The organism is Ensifer sp. M14 (assembly GCF_003355565.1).
Lineage (GTDB): Bacteria > Pseudomonadota > Alphaproteobacteria > Rhizobiales > Rhizobiaceae > Ensifer.
Window position 1 is genome coordinate 2,171,885 of record NZ_QJNR01000004.1, and the last position, 18,160, is coordinate 2,190,044.

Annotated in this window: 15 protein-coding genes and 1 other RNA gene; 13 read left to right on the forward strand and 3 right to left on the reverse strand. The window is 63.3% G+C overall.

Annotated elements, in window-relative coordinates; all coding sequences use genetic code 11:
- The first annotated feature begins 162 nt into the window (after positions 1 to 162).
- Positions 163 to 1,725 carry an EAL domain-containing protein gene (locus tag BLJAPNOD_RS10355; protein WP_115419738.1) on the forward strand — a complete coding sequence of 521 codons (1,563 nt, stop codon included), beginning with the start codon at positions 163 to 165 and terminating at the stop codon, positions 1,723 to 1,725.
- Positions 1,726 to 1,789: 64 nt separating this feature from the next.
- A complete protein-coding gene (locus BLJAPNOD_RS10360; RefSeq protein WP_115419739.1) occupies positions 1,790 to 3,142 on the forward strand; it encodes a serine hydrolase in 1,353 nt (450 codons plus the stop codon).
- A 40-nt stretch (positions 3,143 to 3,182) separates the two neighbouring features.
- On the opposite strand, the gene BLJAPNOD_RS10365 is transcribed toward BLJAPNOD_RS10360, so the two are convergent.
- The 3 genes from BLJAPNOD_RS10365 to BLJAPNOD_RS10375 all read right to left on the reverse strand — a co-directional run bounded on the left by BLJAPNOD_RS10365 (position 3,183) and on the right by BLJAPNOD_RS10375 (position 6,288).
- Positions 3,183 to 4,175, reverse strand: coding sequence for a lytic transglycosylase domain-containing protein (locus BLJAPNOD_RS10365; protein ID WP_115419740.1), 993 nt, complete (start codon positions 4,173 to 4,175; stop codon positions 3,183 to 3,185).
- A gap of 116 nt (positions 4,176 to 4,291) precedes the next feature.
- Positions 4,292 to 4,927: a LysE family translocator gene (locus BLJAPNOD_RS10370; RefSeq protein ID WP_115419741.1), complete on the reverse strand. Its 636-nt coding sequence runs from the start codon at positions 4,925 to 4,927 to the stop codon at positions 4,292 to 4,294.
- A gap of 146 nt (positions 4,928 to 5,073) precedes the next feature.
- Complete coding sequence (locus BLJAPNOD_RS10375; protein WP_077499938.1) at positions 5,074 to 6,288, reverse strand: pyrophosphate--fructose-6-phosphate 1-phosphotransferase; 1,215 nt, start codon at positions 6,286 to 6,288, stop codon at positions 5,074 to 5,076.
- Positions 6,289 to 6,694: 406 nt separating this feature from the next.
- Here BLJAPNOD_RS10375 and BLJAPNOD_RS10380 point away from each other — a divergent pair, with 406 nt between their 5' ends.
- The 11 genes from BLJAPNOD_RS10380 to BLJAPNOD_RS10430 all read left to right on the forward strand — a co-directional run bounded on the left by BLJAPNOD_RS10380 (position 6,695) and on the right by BLJAPNOD_RS10430 (position 17,981).
- Positions 6,695 to 7,402 carry a DnaJ family molecular chaperone gene (locus BLJAPNOD_RS10380; RefSeq protein WP_077499940.1) on the forward strand — a complete coding sequence of 236 codons (708 nt, stop codon included), beginning with the start codon at positions 6,695 to 6,697 and terminating at the stop codon, positions 7,400 to 7,402.
- Positions 7,399 to 8,163, forward strand: coding sequence for an N-acetylmuramoyl-L-alanine amidase (locus BLJAPNOD_RS10385; protein ID WP_115419742.1), 765 nt, complete (start codon positions 7,399 to 7,401; stop codon positions 8,161 to 8,163). Before BLJAPNOD_RS10380 ends, BLJAPNOD_RS10385 begins: the two co-directional genes overlap by 4 nt.
- A gap of 226 nt (positions 8,164 to 8,389) precedes the next feature.
- Positions 8,390 to 8,917, forward strand: coding sequence for a lytic transglycosylase domain-containing protein (locus tag BLJAPNOD_RS10390; protein ID WP_077499944.1), 528 nt, complete (start codon positions 8,390 to 8,392; stop codon positions 8,915 to 8,917).
- A 293-nt stretch (positions 8,918 to 9,210) separates the two neighbouring features.
- The gene (locus BLJAPNOD_RS10395; protein ID WP_115419743.1) at positions 9,211 to 10,401 is read left to right on the forward strand and encodes an FAD-binding oxidoreductase; all 1,191 of its coding nucleotides are present in this window, start codon (positions 9,211 to 9,213) and stop codon (positions 10,399 to 10,401) included.
- 97 nt (positions 10,402 to 10,498) lie between these two features.
- Positions 10,499 to 10,898: RNase P RNA component class A (gene rnpB, locus BLJAPNOD_RS10400), an RNA gene on the forward strand.
- 490 nt (positions 10,899 to 11,388) lie between these two features.
- On the forward strand, positions 11,389 to 11,829 hold the full coding sequence (gene mraZ / locus BLJAPNOD_RS10405; protein WP_115419744.1) for a division/cell wall cluster transcriptional repressor MraZ: 441 nt from the start codon (positions 11,389 to 11,391) through the stop codon (positions 11,827 to 11,829).
- 14 nt (positions 11,830 to 11,843) lie between these two features.
- Positions 11,844 to 12,869: a 16S rRNA (cytosine(1402)-N(4))-methyltransferase RsmH gene (gene rsmH, locus BLJAPNOD_RS10410; protein ID WP_115419745.1), complete on the forward strand. Its 1,026-nt coding sequence runs from the start codon at positions 11,844 to 11,846 to the stop codon at positions 12,867 to 12,869.
- 7 nt (positions 12,870 to 12,876) lie between these two features.
- A complete protein-coding gene (locus BLJAPNOD_RS10415; RefSeq protein WP_077499950.1) occupies positions 12,877 to 13,260 on the forward strand; it encodes a hypothetical protein in 384 nt (127 codons plus the stop codon).
- The gene (locus tag BLJAPNOD_RS10420) at positions 13,260 to 15,008 is read left to right on the forward strand and encodes a penicillin-binding protein 2 (RefSeq protein ID WP_115419746.1); all 1,749 of its coding nucleotides are present in this window, start codon (positions 13,260 to 13,262) and stop codon (positions 15,006 to 15,008) included. Before BLJAPNOD_RS10415 ends, BLJAPNOD_RS10420 begins: the two co-directional genes overlap by 1 nt.
- Before the next feature lie 68 nt (positions 15,009 to 15,076).
- On the forward strand, positions 15,077 to 16,540 hold the full coding sequence (locus BLJAPNOD_RS10425) for a UDP-N-acetylmuramoyl-L-alanyl-D-glutamate--2,6-diaminopimelate ligase (protein WP_115419747.1): 1,464 nt from the start codon (positions 15,077 to 15,079) through the stop codon (positions 16,538 to 16,540).
- A gap of 1 nt (position 16,541) precedes the next feature.
- The gene (locus BLJAPNOD_RS10430; RefSeq protein ID WP_115419748.1) at positions 16,542 to 17,981 is read left to right on the forward strand and encodes a UDP-N-acetylmuramoylalanyl-D-glutamyl-2,6-diaminopimelate--D-alanyl-D-alanine ligase; all 1,440 of its coding nucleotides are present in this window, start codon (positions 16,542 to 16,544) and stop codon (positions 17,979 to 17,981) included.
- Positions 17,982 to 18,160 lie beyond the last annotated feature (179 nt).

Consider the following 18,160-nt stretch of genomic DNA (forward strand, 5'->3'; position numbering starts at 1 on the left):
CAGTTGAAACTTAGCCGCTTCTAAAGTGACTCCGCTACACTTTGATGACGGGTTTTTTCACAGCTCCCGCACTGCACAAAATAGCCGACTACGATTTTTCACCCATAAGAATTCATTAAACCCTGGCGTGCTAGCTCCTCCTTATATTCGGGGGGCGTCGACATGATGTTAAGAACGTTTCTGCCGAAGCCCGAGCAGCGATTTGCAGCTGCCGGCACGGCACTGGGGGCTTTGTTTCCGGCGATCTGGCTGACGACGGAAACGCTGTTCACGGATGGATCCTTTACACATTGGAATTTTTCAGGAGCGCTTGCGGCCGGCGTCATGCCCTTCGTCGCCGGCGCTTCCTTCTATCGCTGGTCTTATTCACGGCGGCTGGAGCGCGAGCTCCGTGCAGTCCGCCGTGCCGAGCGGCGGCTGCGCAATGAGGTTCACCGAGACCGGCTGACCGGGCTTGAAAACCGCTCGGCGCTGGAGGCAGATGTGCTGCGCGCGCTTCGCTCGGATGGCACGCCGTTCGAGCGTCGGCCGCTGCTGCTGATCGATCTCGACCGGTTCAAGGCGGTCAACGACACCATGGGTCATGATGCGGGCGACCGGCTGCTGAGTGGTATCGGCACGCGGCTGAGGCGGGCCTTTGCCGGCGAGGCGACGGTCTATCGCCTCGGTGGCGACGAGTTCGTGCTGCTTGGTCCGGGCTCTCCGTCGGATGCCGAGGTCACCACCCTTGCCGACCGGGTGAAGGCGCTGTTCGACGCGCCGTTCGATCTGGTCGATGGTCAGGCGGCCTCCGGCTGCAGCATCGGCGTCACGTTCCTGGAGCAGGGCGATCTGTCCACTGGCGCGGTCTTGAAGCGGGCCGACCTGGCGCTCTACGAAGCCAAGGAAATGCGCGGCAACAGCCATGTTTTCTACGCGCCGCATCTCGCGCAAGCCGCAGAAATGCGCGCCGAGGCCGAGCGCGACCTTGCCCGTGCCGTCTCCCAGCGGGAGTTCTTTCTGGAATACATGCCGATCGCCGGCACTGCGAGCGGCGCCGTCCGGGGCTTCGAAGTCTTGCTGCGCTGGTCGCACCCGATCCGCGGGGTCATCGGCACCGAGGCGTTTTCAGAGCCGTTGGAGCAGGGACCCCTTGCGCTGACGGTCGGCAACTGGGCGTTGCAGCAGTCTTGCCGGCAGGCGGCGAACTGGCCGTCTCCAGTGGGCCTGACGGTGGCACCCTTCGCGCTGCAACTGCGAGATCGCGATTTCCTCAGCCACGTGAAGACGTGTCTGCAGGAGGCCGGGCTGGCGCCCGGCCGGCTGACGATCGAGGTGTCGGAAGCGCTGTCGACCGGTGATATGGCGCTAATCTGCGAAAACCTGCAGGGCCTGCGCGCTCTCGGGGTGCGCGTGGCGCTGAGCGGTGGCGCTGCGGCCGCGTTGCCGCTCAACCTTGTTGGCGAGCTTCAGCCGGATCAGCTGACGGTGGATCTGCCGGCGATACGCGACGTCCACGGCAGCGAACGTAGCGTCGCCCTGCTCGCTTGCCTCGTCAAGACGGGGCAGGTTCTGCGGCTGCCGATGGCGGTGCGCGGCATCGCCAGGGAAAGCGAAATGGATTGCGCCCGCACAGCAGGCGCGGTGGAAGCTTGGGGGCCATGGATATCACCGGCCTTGCCGGCACGGGATCTTCCAGCGCTGTTGCGAGACGCCAACGACAAAGACGCCCGCCGGCTCGCATAACCACGAGGGCTTTTCCTTTCGGTCAAATGCTGCTTCTCTCTCGCGTGTCAGACGGGAGGACGCAATGGCACGACTATTGAAAACTGTCGGGGCCGCGGTTGCCGTCGCCATTGCCGGCGTCGGCGGATGGCTGGCCCTGGCGCCACCGGAACTGTTGAAGGTGGGTGATGGCTATGCCGCCAAGATCGTCTGCTCGAATGTCTTCATCGCCGGGCGTGACGGACAGGCGGTGCTGGCCGACGACGTGCAGGCGCCGGGCCATCCGCTGCTGAAATTCATCACCGTCTCGGTCGACAGGGAGAAACGGCTGGTATCAGCCCGCATCTTCGGCTTTGCGGCTCCGTCCTATGCCGTCTATCACCCAGGGCTCGGCTGCGCCAATGTCTCCGGCGATGATGTCGCCGCACAGGTGCCGGCGGTGGAACCGACGCCCGCGATCACACGATCGGCGGATGTCGCCTGGCCGGAAGGCGACAAGGCGGAGATCGACCCGGCCGTTCAGGCACTGATCGAGGACGCCAGCCTTGCCGGTCCCGGCGTGCGGGCGGTCGCGGTGGTGCGCGATGGACATCTGATTGCCGAGACCTATGCCGCGGGCTTCGATCGCTCGACGCCGCTTCTCGGCTGGTCGATGACCAAATCGGTGACAGCTGCGCTGATCGGCATGCGTATCGCGGAGGGGCGCATGGATGTGACGCGGGCCAGCCTCCTGCCGGAATGGAGCGGGGATGCACGCGCCAAGATCAAGCTTGCCGACCTTATGGGCATGGAGAGCGGCCTTGAGTTCAACGAAGGCTACGGCAATGTCAGCGATGTGACGCGCATGCTCTATCTCGAGAGGGACATGGCGGGCTTCGCCGCAGGAAAGCCGGCGAAGTCGCCGCCCGGCTCCACCTTCAGCTATTCCAGCGGCACCAGCACGCTGTTGTCGCGGCTGTGGATGCGGAGCTTCGACGATCCTGCCGCCGCACGCGCCTATCCGCGCGATGCCCTGTTCCTGCCACTCGGGATGACGAGTGCGGTGATGGAAACCGACGCCAGCGGCACCTTTGTCGGCTCATCCTACATGTATGCGACGGCGCGCGACTGGGCGCGTTTCGCACAATTCCTGCTGCAGGACGGCACCTGGAAGGGCAGGGCGCTTTTGCCGAGGGATTATGTCGCCTTCATGCGCACGCCGACAAAAGCGTCCGGCGGCGAGTATGGCGCCGGTCAGGTCTGGCTTCAGGAGAACGGGGTTCGTGCCGGCACGGGCGTCTTTCCGGCGGATGCCTTCTGGATGCTCGGGCACGATGGGCAGGCGATCATGCTGGTGCCGTCACTCAAGCTTGCGGTCGTGCGCCTGGGGCTGACGCCATCGCGTGGCGGCTATGACGTGCAAAAGCTCAACGCCAAAATAATAGAGGCGCTCGATTGAGCGCCTCCTGAAACTTTTCACCATGACAAATCGGGTCGGCTTACTTCATGCCGAGATCGTCGAGCAGGCCCTTGCGCTTGGCATGGTAATAGTAGCCGCTGGCATAGAGCTTGACCGCGCCGTCGTGCTTGTTGTCGGCAACCATCCAGGCGCCGTGCAGGTACTTCGTCGCATACATCAGGTTGGTTTCCGCGTCGAACAGGCCCTCGGCCGGGCCTTCGTAGCCGAGACCCTTGGCAGTGTTGTAACGGATCTGCATCAGGCCGTAATTGCCCTTGCTGTATGCGCGCGGGTTGTAGTTGCTCTCACGCTTGACGACGCGGTGCACAAGCTCGACCGGAATGCCGTTGAGATCGGCGTAGTGCTTGATGAGCTTGTCCAGGTCCGGACGCGAGCTGGACGGTGCGTTGGTCAGTTTCAGCGAATCGGGAATGACGCTCGCAACGGCGGCGACGCTCGAACCGATCACACCCATCTTCGGCTTTTCGGTCGGAACGATCATGCGGTTGGCAACGAGCGTTTCGAGGCCGACGGGCTCGCCGGTGTCGAAGTCCGATTCCATCGCGGCGGCAACCGCAAGCGTCGAAACGGGAAGATCCTGAACGCGGCTCGTCTTCGGTGAGACGAGAGCGGATGCGGTTTCCGGCAGCGCGGCGGCATTGGCCGAAGCTGCTGCCGGCGTCGCCATGGCGACAGCCTGGGCTTCACCCGGCTTGCCGCCGGGAACAGCGACGACAGTTGGTGCCGGACCGGCAGTCTGCGCGAGGTCGGTGCCGACGGGGAGGGTAGTCGCCATGCCTGCCGTCTGTGCCGACAGGGCAGCGGATGCTGCCGTTGCCGCGCCATCGGGCGTCGGAAGGGCATAGGCGGTCATTTCGGTGCCGGGTTTTGCAAGCGGGGTGACCGTCTGCACGGCCGTAAGCTCTTCCACCGAGGTATGCTCGACAGTGGAGCACCCCGAGACGAGTGTCGCCGACAGAATAGCTGCCACGCCAAACGACTGTTTTGAAAGGGAAATACGGAATTTCGCCATGCTGTCACTTTCGTGCTTCTGGGCCCCGCAGCCCCTGCAAATCAACGGCTGCCAGCCGCCATGCGTGAATCTCCATTAACCCATGGGGCGGCCGGCAGCAAGCGCGCGCGAGAATTTCAGGCCGATGCCCGCTTCATGGTTGCCGTCAAAAGCCCTGCGCCGACGAGCAGCGAGCCACCTGCGCGGTTGACGATCCGCCGGATATTCGGCTTGGAAATCGTGTCTTTGGCGGTCGACGCAAGGACTGCATAGAGGCTTGCATTGATGATGGCGAGCGTGAGGAACTTCACCTCGAAGATGACCATCTGGGTAAAGAGCGGCCGCGACAGGTCCAGGAACTGCGGCAGGAACGCGACGAAGAAGACGATGCTCTTGGGGTTGAGTGCGGTGACGGCGTAGGCATGGAAGAAGATGCGCAGCGGCCGCTCCTGCGCGGGCGCTTGCCCGTCCGTGCCGTCTGCGCCCGCAACCGGTGCCCGCCAGAGCTGGATGCCAAGCCAGATGAGATAGGCGGCACCCACCCATTTGAGCACGGTGAAGACTGCAGCCGAGGTGGCAAGCAGCGCGCCGAGCCCGAGCATGGACGCGGTCATGGCGGTGAAATCGCCGAGCGCCACGCCGGCGACGGTGGCCCCTGCGGTCTTGCGGCCGTGGCCGAGCGAATAGGAGATGACGAGCAATATCGTCGGGCCGGGGATGGCGAGCAGCCCTGCCGAGGCTGCGGCAAAGGCAAACCAGTGTTCGAACGACATGAAAAAGGCTCCGCGCTTGAGGGCTTTCCGAGACTGATCTCTGGAGGGAGCCACCAAGGCGCGGAGTCGTCAACTGCCAATTGAGAGGCTCGGCTTGCCAATACACAGTCGCCCAAAGTCGATGATCAGCTTCGGGCGCTGCGTTCCTAGTCTTGCGCCTGCCACTTCTGGCCGATGACGTCCATGACGTCGCCGAACCACTTGGTTGAAGTGTCGAAGTGCTTGCCGCCCTTGATGCGCGGGAACTCGATGGTTCTGAGCTTGCCACCCTGGTCTTCGTCGTGGCCGGTGACGCCGGAAACCTTGTTGAGCGCGCTTTCGACCGCAAGGTCGACCATGCTCTGGATCAGGCGCAGGTCGTCGCCGTTTGCCGGTGCGGAGCGGGCGTAGTAACCCGACTTCTGCACCATTGAGCGCTCGGCGCCGAGAAGGGCCGCGAACTGCTTGGTGAACCAGTTGCCGACATTGATGGTGTCGATCTTCACATGGCCGAAGGCATCGCGCTTGACGGTTTCGCCGGCGGCTTCCCGCTCGGCGACGATCGCGTCGAGGCAGGCGCCTTCGCTGACGAACAGGGTGACGAAGCCCGAGCGGTTCATGACGCCACGCAGGCGCTCGGCCTCGGCCTCGAGGTCGAACTTGATCTCCGGCAAATAGAGACCGTCGATATTCTTCAGCTGCTTGTTCATCATGAAGCCGTCGACGAACTGCTTGTCCTCGGTCATCTGGACATAGGAGCGCGCGGTTGCCGCCGTCAGCCAGCCGCAGTGGCGGCCCATGACTTCATGGACGACGAGCGTGCGCGGGGCGGCACTCTGTTCGTTGCTGACATGATCGAAGAAGCGGGCGCCGTATTCGGCGGCCGTCCAGGCGCCGAGCGTCTGGCGGATCGGCACCACATCGTTGTCGACCGTCTTCGGCAGGCCGACGACCGTCAGATTATAGCCATTGGCGCCGAGATAGGCGGCAAGGTCTGCGGCCGTGGTGTTGGTGTCGTCGCCGCCGATCGTGTGCAGGATCGAAATGCCGTCGGCAGCGAGCCGTTCGGCGGCGACCCGCAACGGGTTTTCACCTTCTTTGACCAGGCCGCGCTTGACGCAGTCGGCAGCATTGGTGAGCTTGACACGGCTGTTGCCGATCGGCGAGCCGCCGTGGCGGTGGAGAATGTGCGCGTTCTCGCGCATGTCCCGGGTGATCTCGATACGGTCGCCAAGCAGGACCCCCTGGTAGCCGGAGCGATAGGCCACCAGCTCGTAGTCGGGCGCGATGTCGGTGTAGCGCTCGATCAGGCCGCCAACGGCGGATGACAGACAAGGCGCGAGCCCGCCCGCCGTCAGCATTGCGACTTTCTTCTTGGCCATGTTTCCTCCTCGGGATTCGGCACGCAATTGGTGGGGCCTCTCTAGCGCAAAACGGATGGAAGTTAAATGACGGCTCTGTGGATGTCCTGTCGGCAAGCGCGCAGGTTTCGCCGCATTCGTCTCCATTGCCGGCGTGGACATGATGTCGCGCAAAGGAAGGTGGTGGGGGACGTCGCCGACATCAATGCGCTGCGGGGCAGGGGATCAGGCGGTTTCTCGCGGGGGCGGGTGTGTTCCCCAGGGAACAGGCGGGAACCCTTGCGCCGGCGCAACGTCACTCAAACGGATTGACAATAGTGAGGGGCCATCACAAATTCGTCATTCCCGTGGTTCGCCGCAGGCCACCGCTTGCAATTTGCCACCACAATAGTCCATGCTATAGGCTGGAGAGACAGGAAAATCGTGCATGTCATTCTGGGATAGCCTCCTCAAGATCGTCACCGCCACGGGCAATGCGCTTGCCGGTGTGGTCGAGGCCGTGCGCACGCTGTTTGAAGGCGACCCGGAAACGCGGCGCAAGGTGGCTTTCTCCGTGGCGATGATCGCGCTTTCGGCCAAGATGGCCAAGGCCGACGGCGTGGTGACGGAGGCGGAGGTTTCGGCCTTTCGCGATATCTTCGAGTTTCCGGCCGATCAGGCGCAGAACGTTGCCCGTCTCTATAACCTCGCGCGCCAGGACGTGGCCGGCTACGAAGCCTACGCGGAGAAGATGGCGTCGCTCTGCTCGTCCTGCGAGAGCAATTGCCCGATCCTGGAAGACATCATCGACGGTCTGTTCCACATCGCCAAGTCCGATGGCGCAGTGCATGAGAAGGAACTGGCGTTCCTGATGCGTGTCGCCGAGATCTTCAAGATGGACGAGGCGCATTTCGAGCAGATCATGGCGCGCCATGTCCATAGCGACGGCCGGGATCCCTATCTCGTTCTCGGCGTTTCGCCCAAGGACGATTTCGCCAAGATCCGCAAGCACTACCGCGTGCTGGTGTCGGAGAACCATCCCGACAGGCTGGTTGCGCGCGGTGTGCCACAAGAGTTCCATGCCATCGCCAATGATCGCATGGCCGCGCTCAATGCCGCCTATGAGGCGATCGAGAGAGAACGCCGCGCCGCATGACGTCGAAATACTGCGACTACTCGGGTGCGCGCTTCATGCCTTCGCCCAATTTCGGCGACCGTGCGGACGGCCGGGTGCCCGATATCATTGTGCTTCACTACACCGGCATGGCGACGCCGAAATCGGCGCTTGAATGGCTATGTCGCGAGGAAAGCCAGGTTTCCAGCCACTATTTCGTCGATGAAGACGGCCGCGTCGACCAGCTGGTTCCGGAGGCGCTGCGGGCCTGGCACGCGGGCAAAAGCTTCTGGAAGGGCGAGACGGACATCAATTCCAGCTCGATCGGCATCGAGATCGCCAATGCCGGCCACCCCGGCGGGCTGCCGGAATTTCCCGAAAAGCAGATCGCTGCAGTCGTCGAATTGTGTCGGGACTGTGGCGAACGGTGGTCGATAGCCCCTGAACGGGTGCTGGCGCACAGCGATATCGCCCCGATTCGCAAGGTCGACCCGGGTGAAAAGTTTCCGTGGCATCGGCTGCACCGCGAGGGCGTCGGTCACTGGGTGGAGCCGGCGCCGATCGGCGGCGGTCGCTTTTTCCAGCGTGGCGACCGAGGTCAGCCGGTCGAGGCGATACAGTCGATGCTGTCGCTCTACGGTTACGGCATTGAAGTCACTGGCGATTTTTGTGAGAAAACCGAGGGCACCGTTGCCGCGTTCCAGCGGCATTTTCGTCAGCAACGGGTCGACGGCATCGCCGATATTTCGACGCTCGATACGTTGCATCGACTGCTTGCGGCTCTACCTCAGTTTGGTGCCTGACGCGCAAAATTTTTGCGTGCTAAATTAGCTTTTTCGGTCATTTCCGCACAAATTTGCTGCGTTGCCACATGTTTACCATGATGCGGCATTCATTTGCCGCTCATTGAAACTGCAGGAAACGCAAGGGCAATACGCTCCTTCCTGTCAATGAAACGATCGGGAAGTGAGGCTCGAACGGCGGGGTGCGCCGTGCTGCCCATTCCCCAGACCGGAGACTTCAAGCTACATGAGAATATCGTCTGTTGCTGCGGCGGCGGCATGCTTTGGCATGTTCTTCGCCGGGATTGGTACGTCGTATGCGGGGAACGTCGACAAGACCATCAAGACCTCATCCCTCAAGTCAGTTACACGGACGACAGGTTACCCGAATCCTCAGCTCGCACAGGGCACGCAATACACCATCCTGATCCAGTCCTACGCCAAGCAATACGGCGTTCCGATCGATCTGGCCCATGCGGTGGTCAAGGTCGAAAGCAACTTCAACGCCAAGGCGCGCGGCAGTGCCGGTGAAATCGGCCTGATGCAGATCAAGCCGGCAACGGCGCGCATGATGGGCTATTCCGGTTCCTCCAAGGGGCTCTACGATCCTGAAACGAACATCAAGTTCGGCATGAAGTATCTCGCCATGGCGCATGAGCTGTCCGGCGGCACCACCTGCGGCACCATCCTGAAGTACAATGCCGGCCATGGCGCCAAGCGCATGAACCCGGTTTCCAAGCGTTACTGCGGCAAGGTCCAGAGCATCATCGACTGATTGATGCCGATCTTAGGGCGCGCCAGATCGTGCGCGCAAAGCACGCCTTATGTCATTGGGCGTGCGGCATTACCTCCTCGTTCGATCGATGTCGATCCGAGGAGGGCGCCCCGGTTAAGGGGCACTGTTTCTATCGAGTACCGAGCATCATCCGCCTGCTGTTTCCCAAGCGGTGGCGGATGCTCTAGCCGGACAGGTCTCGCGTTCCGGCGACCTTCAAAACGTGATGCAACCGCAGTGCCATATCTGCGCCGGCATGCTATCCCGACCTGATCGAAATGGTGAGGACGGACATGTCGGAAAGCTTTGATTTCATCGTTGTCGGCAAGGGCATGATGGGGGCGGCGGCAGGGCGGCACCTGGCGCTCTCGGGCGCACGGGTCGCTCTGGTCGGGCCGGACGAACCCGGCGACTGGGCCAATCACGGCGGCGTCTTTTCCAGCCACTACGACAATGCCCGCATCACCCGCACGATCGACGACGATCCCGTCTGGGCGCGGCTCGCCAAGCGTTCCATCGACCGGTACGAGGAAATCGCTGCACAAAGCGGCGTCGATTTCTACGCGGAAGTCGGCTGCCTGATCGCCGGTCCAGCGCCGGGCGGTAGCTACGACTACATCGAGAAGGTTGCGCGCGCTCGCGATGCGCTCGGCGTCGAGGCGCCGCTTCTGGACGAGGGCGCGCTTGCCGAGCGTTTTGCCTGGTTCCGATTCCCGCAAGGCTTTGCCGGCATTCACGAGGCGCAAGGTGCCGGCTACATCAACCCGCGGGCGCTGGTGCTGGCGCAAACGATCTGCGCGGAAAAGGCCGGAGCCCGGATCGTGCGCAGCGAAGTGGCGTCCGTGTCTCAGGCCGGCGACCGCGTCGTCGTCACAACCGTTGATGGCGCCACGCTCGATGCCGGGCGCGTGATTGTCGCCGCGGGCGGGTTTTCTCTTTCCGACACGCTTCTTCCCCGGCCGATCGACCTTGTGGTCAAGGCGCGCACCGTGTTCTTCGCTGAGGTCGCGGCTCGCGATCTGCCAGCCTATGACCGTATGCCGTCGCTGATCGGCGCAGCGCCGGAGCAGGCGAAGAGCTACTATCTGCTGCCGCCGGTCGCCTATGCCGACGGCAAGCACTACATCAAGATCGGCGGCGATCCGACCGACCGCGTGCTCGACAGCGAGGCTGAGGTGCGCGCCTGGTTCCGTGGCAGCGCCGGTGCCGGTGCCGCCGAGCATATGGGCGGATTGCTCAACGAGGTGATGCCCGGTTTCAAGCCGGCGTCGACGCATTTCCGCCCTTGCGTCACGTCGTTCACCCGTCATGGCTTTCCCTATATCGGCTTTGCCGGCGGCGACCGCATTGCCGTGTTGACCGGCGGGAATGGCCAGGCGGCGAAAAGCTCCGACGAGATCGGCAGGCTCGGCGCCATGCTGGTGACGGAGGGCCGCATCGACGATCCGGCCTATGAGACGGATTTCGCCGTCTCTTTCCGCTAAGCGCACAGCGAAGAGCGTGGCGGCGGCGTAAAGGCGAAACGTCGAGACCGCCGTTTTTCTCTGGCGCTCCGCTTCCCGGTCGTTTAAGGACCGCCTGCCAGTTGGCCGGGCAGCCGCGCTCCGCAAGTGCCGAAAGGCCGCGGGGGGAGGAAAGTCCGGGCTCCACGGAAGTACGGTGCCGGATAACGTCCGGCGAGGGCGACCTCAGGGAAAGTGCCACAGAAAGCAAACCGCTCCGCTTGCGGAGTAAGGGTGAAAGGGTGGGGTAAGAGCCCACCGCGGACATGGCGACATGGACGGCACGGCAAACCCCACCGGGAGCAAGACCGAATAGGGATGACGCGGACGCGCAAGCGTCCAGCCTGTTTCCGGGCCAGTCATCCGGGTGGGTTGCAAGAGGCTGCGTGCAAACGTAGTCCCAGATGAATGGCTGCCACGTTCTGCTGTCTTCGGGCAGCGGGGCCATACAGAACCCGGCTTACAGGCCAACTGGCGATTTTTCCTTTTCCCACGGCGTCGCGCGCTTCGAAGCCCGTGGGCGCAACGCGTGTTCAGGCGGGTATCGTTTCGATGCCGAACAGGTTGAAGCGATCAGAAATCGCGCGAGGAAATCCTGCTTCCCCGCTTTGCTGCATTCTTTCTCACATTCTGATTTCCCAACGATTTGAAGCCGTTTGACCGTCGCATTCCAGGGCAGCGGGGGTCGCTTCGTAACGCTTCGTTAAACTTAACAACCTATCAATATTTGATCAGCTACCCGGCTGTTCAAGAGCCAATCCCATTGACGCCCATATGGTCCCATGATATCCCATAATGGTACTGCGCAAGGGCCGCTTCGTGGCCCATCATCGCAAGATTCCAGGGTCTCCCGGCATCGGGAGATGGGCGGACATGTTGGTGTCCGGCAGGGGTGTTTTGTGAGCGCGGTCGAGTGTTCTCGCGGGTCGATGATTATGGCCCGTCAGTCTTGGGCGGCCGTTTCGCGTCATGAACCGCTTCTTGTCAAATGCCACCAATCGGATCGATGCAAAGGGGCGGGTGTCCGTGCCTTCGGCGTTTCGTTCCGTTCTGTCGGATGGGGGCGTCCGGGAGCTATACTGTTTTCAGGACTTCGTCTTCCCGGCGATCAGCGTCGGTGGGCCGGAACTCCTGGATCGGTTCGAGAGGCAGATGGCGGCCGAGGATCCTTTTTCTCCGGCAGCCAACGAGATGTCGCTGCTCGTTCACGGGGGCGGGGTCTTCGTGAAGCTCGACCCGGAAGGCCGGTTGATGGTGACGGATTTTATCCGCGACTTCACCGGCATCTCGGCCGACGTGATGTTTGTCGGGCGGGGCGATTATTTTCAGCTCTGGGAGCCGCAGGCCTTTGCAAAGGCGCAGGCGGCGGCCCGGGAAGGGCGCAAGTCACGGGGGCTGCGTCCGGAATAGAATGGAGAGGCGGAATGGTGACGGAACAAGGCGGAGGAGCTTCTGAAGCCGATGGCGGACCGGTCCGTCACATTCCCGTCCTCCTGAGCGAGGTCCTCGCTGCCCTCGAGCCAGCTCCCGGCAAGGTCATTCTCGACGGTACTTTCGGTGCCGGTGGTTATGCGTCCGCTATCCTCAATGCCGGCGCCGATGTGATCGCGCTCGATCGCGACCCGACGGCGATCGCCGCGGGCCAGCCGATGGTCGCGGCCTCCGGCGGCAGGCTCAAGCTCATTCATTCCCGCTTTTCCGAACTTGCCGAGCATGCGCCGGCCGGCAGCCTCGACGGCGTTGTGCTCGACATCGGCGTGTCGTCGATGCAGATCGACGAGCCCGAGCGCGGCTTCTCCTTCCAGAGGAAGGGACCGCTCGACATGCGCATGTCGGCAGCCGGCGTTTCCGCCGCCGACGTCGTCAATCGCGCCAAGGTTTCCGATCTCATCCGCATCTTCGGTTTTCTCGGTGAGGAAAAGCAATCGGGCCGCATCGCCCGCGCCATCGAGAAGCGCCGGGCCGAAACGCCGTTCCAAACCACCCGCGATCTCGCCGGGCTGATCGAAATCGTCACGCCGCGCAAGGCCAAGGACAAGATCCATCCGGCAACGCGCGTCTTTCAGGCGCTGCGCATCTTCGTCAACGACGAACTCGGCGAACTCGCCCAGGCGCTGTTTGCCGCCGAGCGGGCGCTGAAGCCGGGCGGCCGCCTGGTGGTCGTTACCTTCCATTCCCTTGAAGACCGGATCGTCAAGGCGTTCTTCCAGGATCGCTCGGGCAAGGCTGCGGGTTCGCGGCATCTGCCGCTGGTGACCGCGCGGGCGGCAACCTTCACGCCAGTTGGCAAGCCTATGGTGGCGGCCAGCGAGGAAGAAGCGTCCCTCAATCCGCGCGCCCGGTCTGCCAAGCTCAGAGCCGGTATCCGCACGGAAGCGCCATCGCCGGGAAACGATCTATCCATTTTCAATCTGCCGGAACTGGCGAGCCTTGCACGGTTGGGGGGCTGAGAGAGATATGCTGCGAACACTCGACATAGTCCTGATCGTCGTCATGACGGCAGCCGCCACGGTCACCTACACGATCAAGCACCAGGCCGAGAACAAGCTGGAGCAGGTGCGCAAGCTCGACGCCGCCATCAAGCTGGAAGAAGACACGATCGACCTGCTGCGCGCCGACTGGGCGCTGCTGACGCAGCCGAACCGGCTGGAGCGGCTGGTTGGCGCCTTCGGGGCCGACTTGCAGCTGGCGCCGACGCCATCGACGCAACTCGTCCGCCCGCAGGAACTGCCGATGCTGAAGGCCGACGTGCCGCCGACGGAAGAAGAAAAGAAGCTCGCTGCCGCCAAGGCGGCGGAGCAGACGACCGATAACATCGCAACAGGTTCGGTGGCGCACTGATGTCGTTTCTCTCCCGCATCATGGTTTTGAAGAGCAAGGCGCACTTTTCCGCCGGTGGCAACAACCTGCCGGCCGAAGCCAAGCTCAACGTCACGTTCCAGGGCACGCGCAAGAAGACCACCAATCAGGCGAAAAACCGCGTGGCGATCATCATCGCCAGCTTCGGGATCGTTTATGCCGTGATCGGCGGCCGCCTGGTGCAGTACGGCATGGCGCAGCCGGAGACGGTGTCGAGCATCGGCCGTGCCGACAACCTGATGGCTTCGCGCCCCGACATTCTCGACCGCAATGGCGAGATCCTCGCCACCGACATCCGCACGGTCTCGCTCTATGCCGAGCCGCACAAGATCGTCGACGCCGATGAGGCGGTCGAGCGGCTGGCGACGGTTCTGCCTGACATCAACGCCCGCGAAATCTACAACAAGCTGAAGTCGAAATCGCGCTTCCAGTGGCTGCGCCGCCAGCTGACGCCGAAGCAGCAGAGCGAGATCCTGGCGCTCGGCATTCCCGGCGTCGGCTTCCGGCCGGAGAAGCGCCGCTTCTATCCGGGCGGCCCGACCGCCGCTCACATCCTCGGCCACGTCAACATCGACAACCGCGGCGTTGCCGGCATGGAGCGTTACATCGACGGGCAGGGGCTCGCCGATCTCGCCGCCATCGGCATGACCAGTGATGCCAAGCTCGAGCCGGTCAAGCTGTCGATCGACGTCCGGGTGCAGAACATCGTGCGCGACGTCATCGATTCGGGCATGAAGAACTACCAGGCGCTGGCCGCTGGCGCCGTCGTGCTCGACGTCAACACCGGCGAAGTGCTGGCGATGGCGTCCGTTCCCGACTATGACCCGAACAAGCCGGCCGAAGGGGCCGAAGAGGGCTGGATGAACCGCATGTCGAACGGCACGTTCGAGATGGGCTCGACCTTCAAGACCTTCACGATCGCCATGGGCCTCGATTCCGGCAAGGTGACGCTCAACGACAGTTTTGACGCCACGGCGCCGATCCGCATCGGCGGCTTCACCATCAAGGACTTCCACGGCAAGCGCCGGGTGCTGACCGTTCCGGAAATCTTCCAGTATTCGTCGAACATCGGCACGGCCAAGATCGCCGACCTCATCGGCATTCCCGGCCACAAGGAATTCTTGACCCGCATCGGCCTGCTCTCGAGGCTGCCGACCGAACTGCCGGAAGTCAAATCCCCGAGCCAGCCGCGCGAATGGAAGAAGATCAACTCGATCACCATCTCCTTCGGCCACGGCGTCTCGACGACGCCGCTGCAGACGGCTGTCGCCGGTGCAGCGCTCGTCAACGGCGGCAAGCTGATCCCGCCGACCTTCCTGCCGCGCTCGGAAGAACAAGCCGACGAGGTGGCAACGACGGTCGTCAAGAAGAGCACAAGCGACGACATGCGCTTCTTGCTTCGCTGGAACGGCATCGCCGGTTCGGGCAAGCGCGCGCAGGTTCCGGGCTACAACGTCGGCGGCAAGACCGGGACGGCCGACAAGGTCGTCAATGGCCGCTACGCCAGCGACCAGAACTTCAACGCCTTTCTCGCAGCTTTTCCGATCGACAATCCGAAATACATCGTGCTGACTTTCATCGACGCGCCGAAGACCGGCGAGAATGGCGGACGGACCGCCGGCTCGAATGCCGCGCCAATGGTACGCGACATCATCAGCCGCTCTGCACCGCTTCTCGGCGTCGAACCGAAGTTCGGAGAAGATGGTTCTGCCATGCTTGTGTCTTATTAGGCATGAAATGAGAATGCGGGACGATTCGCGATTCCGGCGGATCGAGAGCGATGTGAGACGTGCGGTTCATGAAGATAAGAGACCTGGCGGGAACGAGCTTCCCTGAACTTTCTGCGCAACTGGATGGCGCTTCCTCTGCGATCGAGGTTGCCGGCATCACGGCCGACAGCCGGCAGGTGCAGCCAGGGGATCTTTTCGTCGCCGTTTCCGGCAGCAAGGCAAACGGCACCAGCTATATTGCCGATGCGCTCTCGCGCGGCGCCGTCGCCGTGGTTGCCGAAAGCAATGCGAAGCCGGATGGAGCCTCTGCGCCGGTTCTCTCGCTTGCCAATCCGCGCGCCTTTCTTGCGCGCGCCGCGGCCGCCTTCTACGGCCGCCAGCCCGAGACGATGGTGGCGGTGACGGGGACTGCCGGCAAGACTTCGGTTGCCTCCTTTACCCGGCAGATCTGGGCGCATTCCGGCCTTGCGGCCGCAATGATCGGTACGACAGGCGTGGTTGCGCCCGGCCGCAACGACTATGGCTCGCTGACCACACCCGACCCGGTCTCCCTGCACAAGCTTCTGGCCGAACTTGCTGACGCCGGCGTGACCCATGCGGCGATGGAGGCTTCGAGCCACGGCCTCGACCAGAGCCGCCTCGACGGCGTCAGGCTATCGGCCGCCGCCTTCACCAATCTCGGCCGCGACCATATGGATTATCATCCGACGGTCGAGCACTATATGGCCTCCAAGATGCGGCTGTTCGAAGCGCTTCTGCCGAAGGGCGCGCCGGCGGTGATCTTTGCCGATGACCAATGGTCGGAACAGGCGATTGCGGCTGCCCGCAAGGCGAAGCTCGACGTGCGCACCGTCGGTCGCAAGGGCGATTTCATCTCCCTGAAGCGGGTGGAGCATTTCCGCCACAAGCAGTCGGCCGAAGTCCATGTCGGCGACGACATCTTCGAAATCCACATTCCGTTGGCCGGCGACTTCCAGGTGGCCAATGCCCTTGTCGCGGCCGGTCTGGCGATCTCCACCGGTATCAGCGCCAAGGCGGCATTCTCGGCGCTTGAAAAGCTGCAGGGCGCCTCCGGTCGCCTCGAACTGGTCGGCCAGACGCGCGATGGCGCGCTTGCCTATGTCGATTACGCCCACAAGCCCGATGCGCTCGAAAATGTGCTCGCCTCGGTGCGGCCGTTCACGACCGGCCGGGTGATCGTGGTCTTCGGCTGCGGCGGAGACCGCGACAAGGGCAAGCGGCCGATCATGGGCGAGATCGCCACGCGGCTGGCCGACGTGGTGATCGTCACCGACGACAATCCACGCTCTGAAATCCCCGACGTGATCCGTTCGGAAATCATGGCTGCCGCGCCGAGCGCGACCGAAATCGGCGACCGCGCCGAAGCAATCCGCGCTGCCGTCGGCATGCTTCAAAGCGGCGACACGCTGATCGTCGCCGGCAAGGGACACGAGGAAGGCCAGACGGTCGGTTTCGTCACGCTGCCGTTCTCGGATCATGCGGAAGTCCGCAAGGCATTGGGAGGTCTGTGATTTGAACTGGCTCTGGACAAGCAGCGATCTTCTGGCCGCAATGAACGGCCGTCCGGTTGGAAACCTGCCCGAAGGAGTAAGCGGGATCTCGATCGACAGCCGCTCGGTCGGCAAGGGCGAGGCCTTCTTCGCGATCAAGGGCGACCGGGTCGACGGCCATGATTATGCCGGGCTTGCACTCGCCAATGGCGCCGCACTTCTCGTCGTCAGCGAAGGCAAGCTGCCGGCGCTTGGACGCCTCAGCGCGCCGATGATCGTCGTCGACGATGTGCTCGAAGCGATGATCCGGCTTGGATGTGCGGCGCGCGACCGCAGCGCCGCCAAGATCATCGCCGTCACCGGTTCGGTCGGCAAGACCACCACCAAGGAGATGCTGCGCCACGTGCTGGTGCCGCAAGGCCGCGTGCATGCGTCCGTCGCGTCGTTCAACAATCACTGGGGCGTGCCGCTGACGCTTGCGCGCATGCCAGAAGCGACCGATTTTGGCATCTTCGAAATCGGCATGAACCACCCGGACGAGATCCGGCCGCTGACGAAGATGGTCCGCCCGCATGTGGCGATCGTCACCAGCATCGCCGCCGCCCATCTCGGCAACTTCGAAAGCCTCGACCAGATTGCCGAGGCCAAGGCCGAGATCTTCGAGGGCGTCGTCAATGGCGGTCACGCCGTCATCAATCACGACAGCGCCCAGTACAAGCTGCTGGAGAAAGCGGCGGGTACCGCCGGCGTCAGCTATATCCACTCCTTCGGCGTCAACCCGAAGGCCGAGTTCCGTCTCGTCGAATTTGCCGGCGCTGCCGATGGATCGGTGCTCTGGGCAGCCCTTGGCGGTCGGACGATGGAAATCACCATCGGCGCGCCTGGACGTCACATCGCTGAAAACGCGCTGGCCGTGCTTGCGGCGGTGAAGCTCGTCGGCGCCGATGTCGACTTTGCCGCCTCGACGCTTGCGACCATGCAGGCCGAAACCGGCCGTGGCCGCAGGCATCAGCTGCTGGTCGGCGCCGGTACGCTGACGCTGATCGACGAAAGCTACAACGCCAACCCGACCTCGATGCGCGCGGCGATTTCGCTGCTGCAAGATTCGACACCGGCGCCGGGCGGGCGCCGCATCGCCGTGCTCGGCGACATGCTGGAGATGGGCGACCACTCCGTCGAGGTCCATGCAGCACTCGCAAGGCCCCTGGTCGAAGCCGGGATTGCCGACGTCTGGCTTGCCGGGCCGCTGATGGCAAACCTGCGCGATTCGTTGCCGCCGGAAGTCTCCGTCGTCTACCGCGAGACCGTCGACGAGCTGAAAACCTATGCGCTCGGGGCAGTTGCGGCCGGCGATGTGGTGATGATCAAGTCTTCGAAGGGCACCGGCTGCGGCAAGATCGTGCACGCACTGATCGAAGCCTATCCGGAGCCTTTGGCCGAGGGGGACGAAGCGACGGCATGATCGACCCGGGCCGGGAGCGGTTCAGGGGCGGCCATGCAGTCGACGAATTGAGGATAGCGACTTTCGCGCGCCTTCTGGCGCGCGATGCGCTGTGATGATCGCCACCGCTGGCGGTGGATACAGCCTTGGGTTAGGCAGCGCGACCTAACACTTTTGTATACAAGCGCGTATCGTTTTTC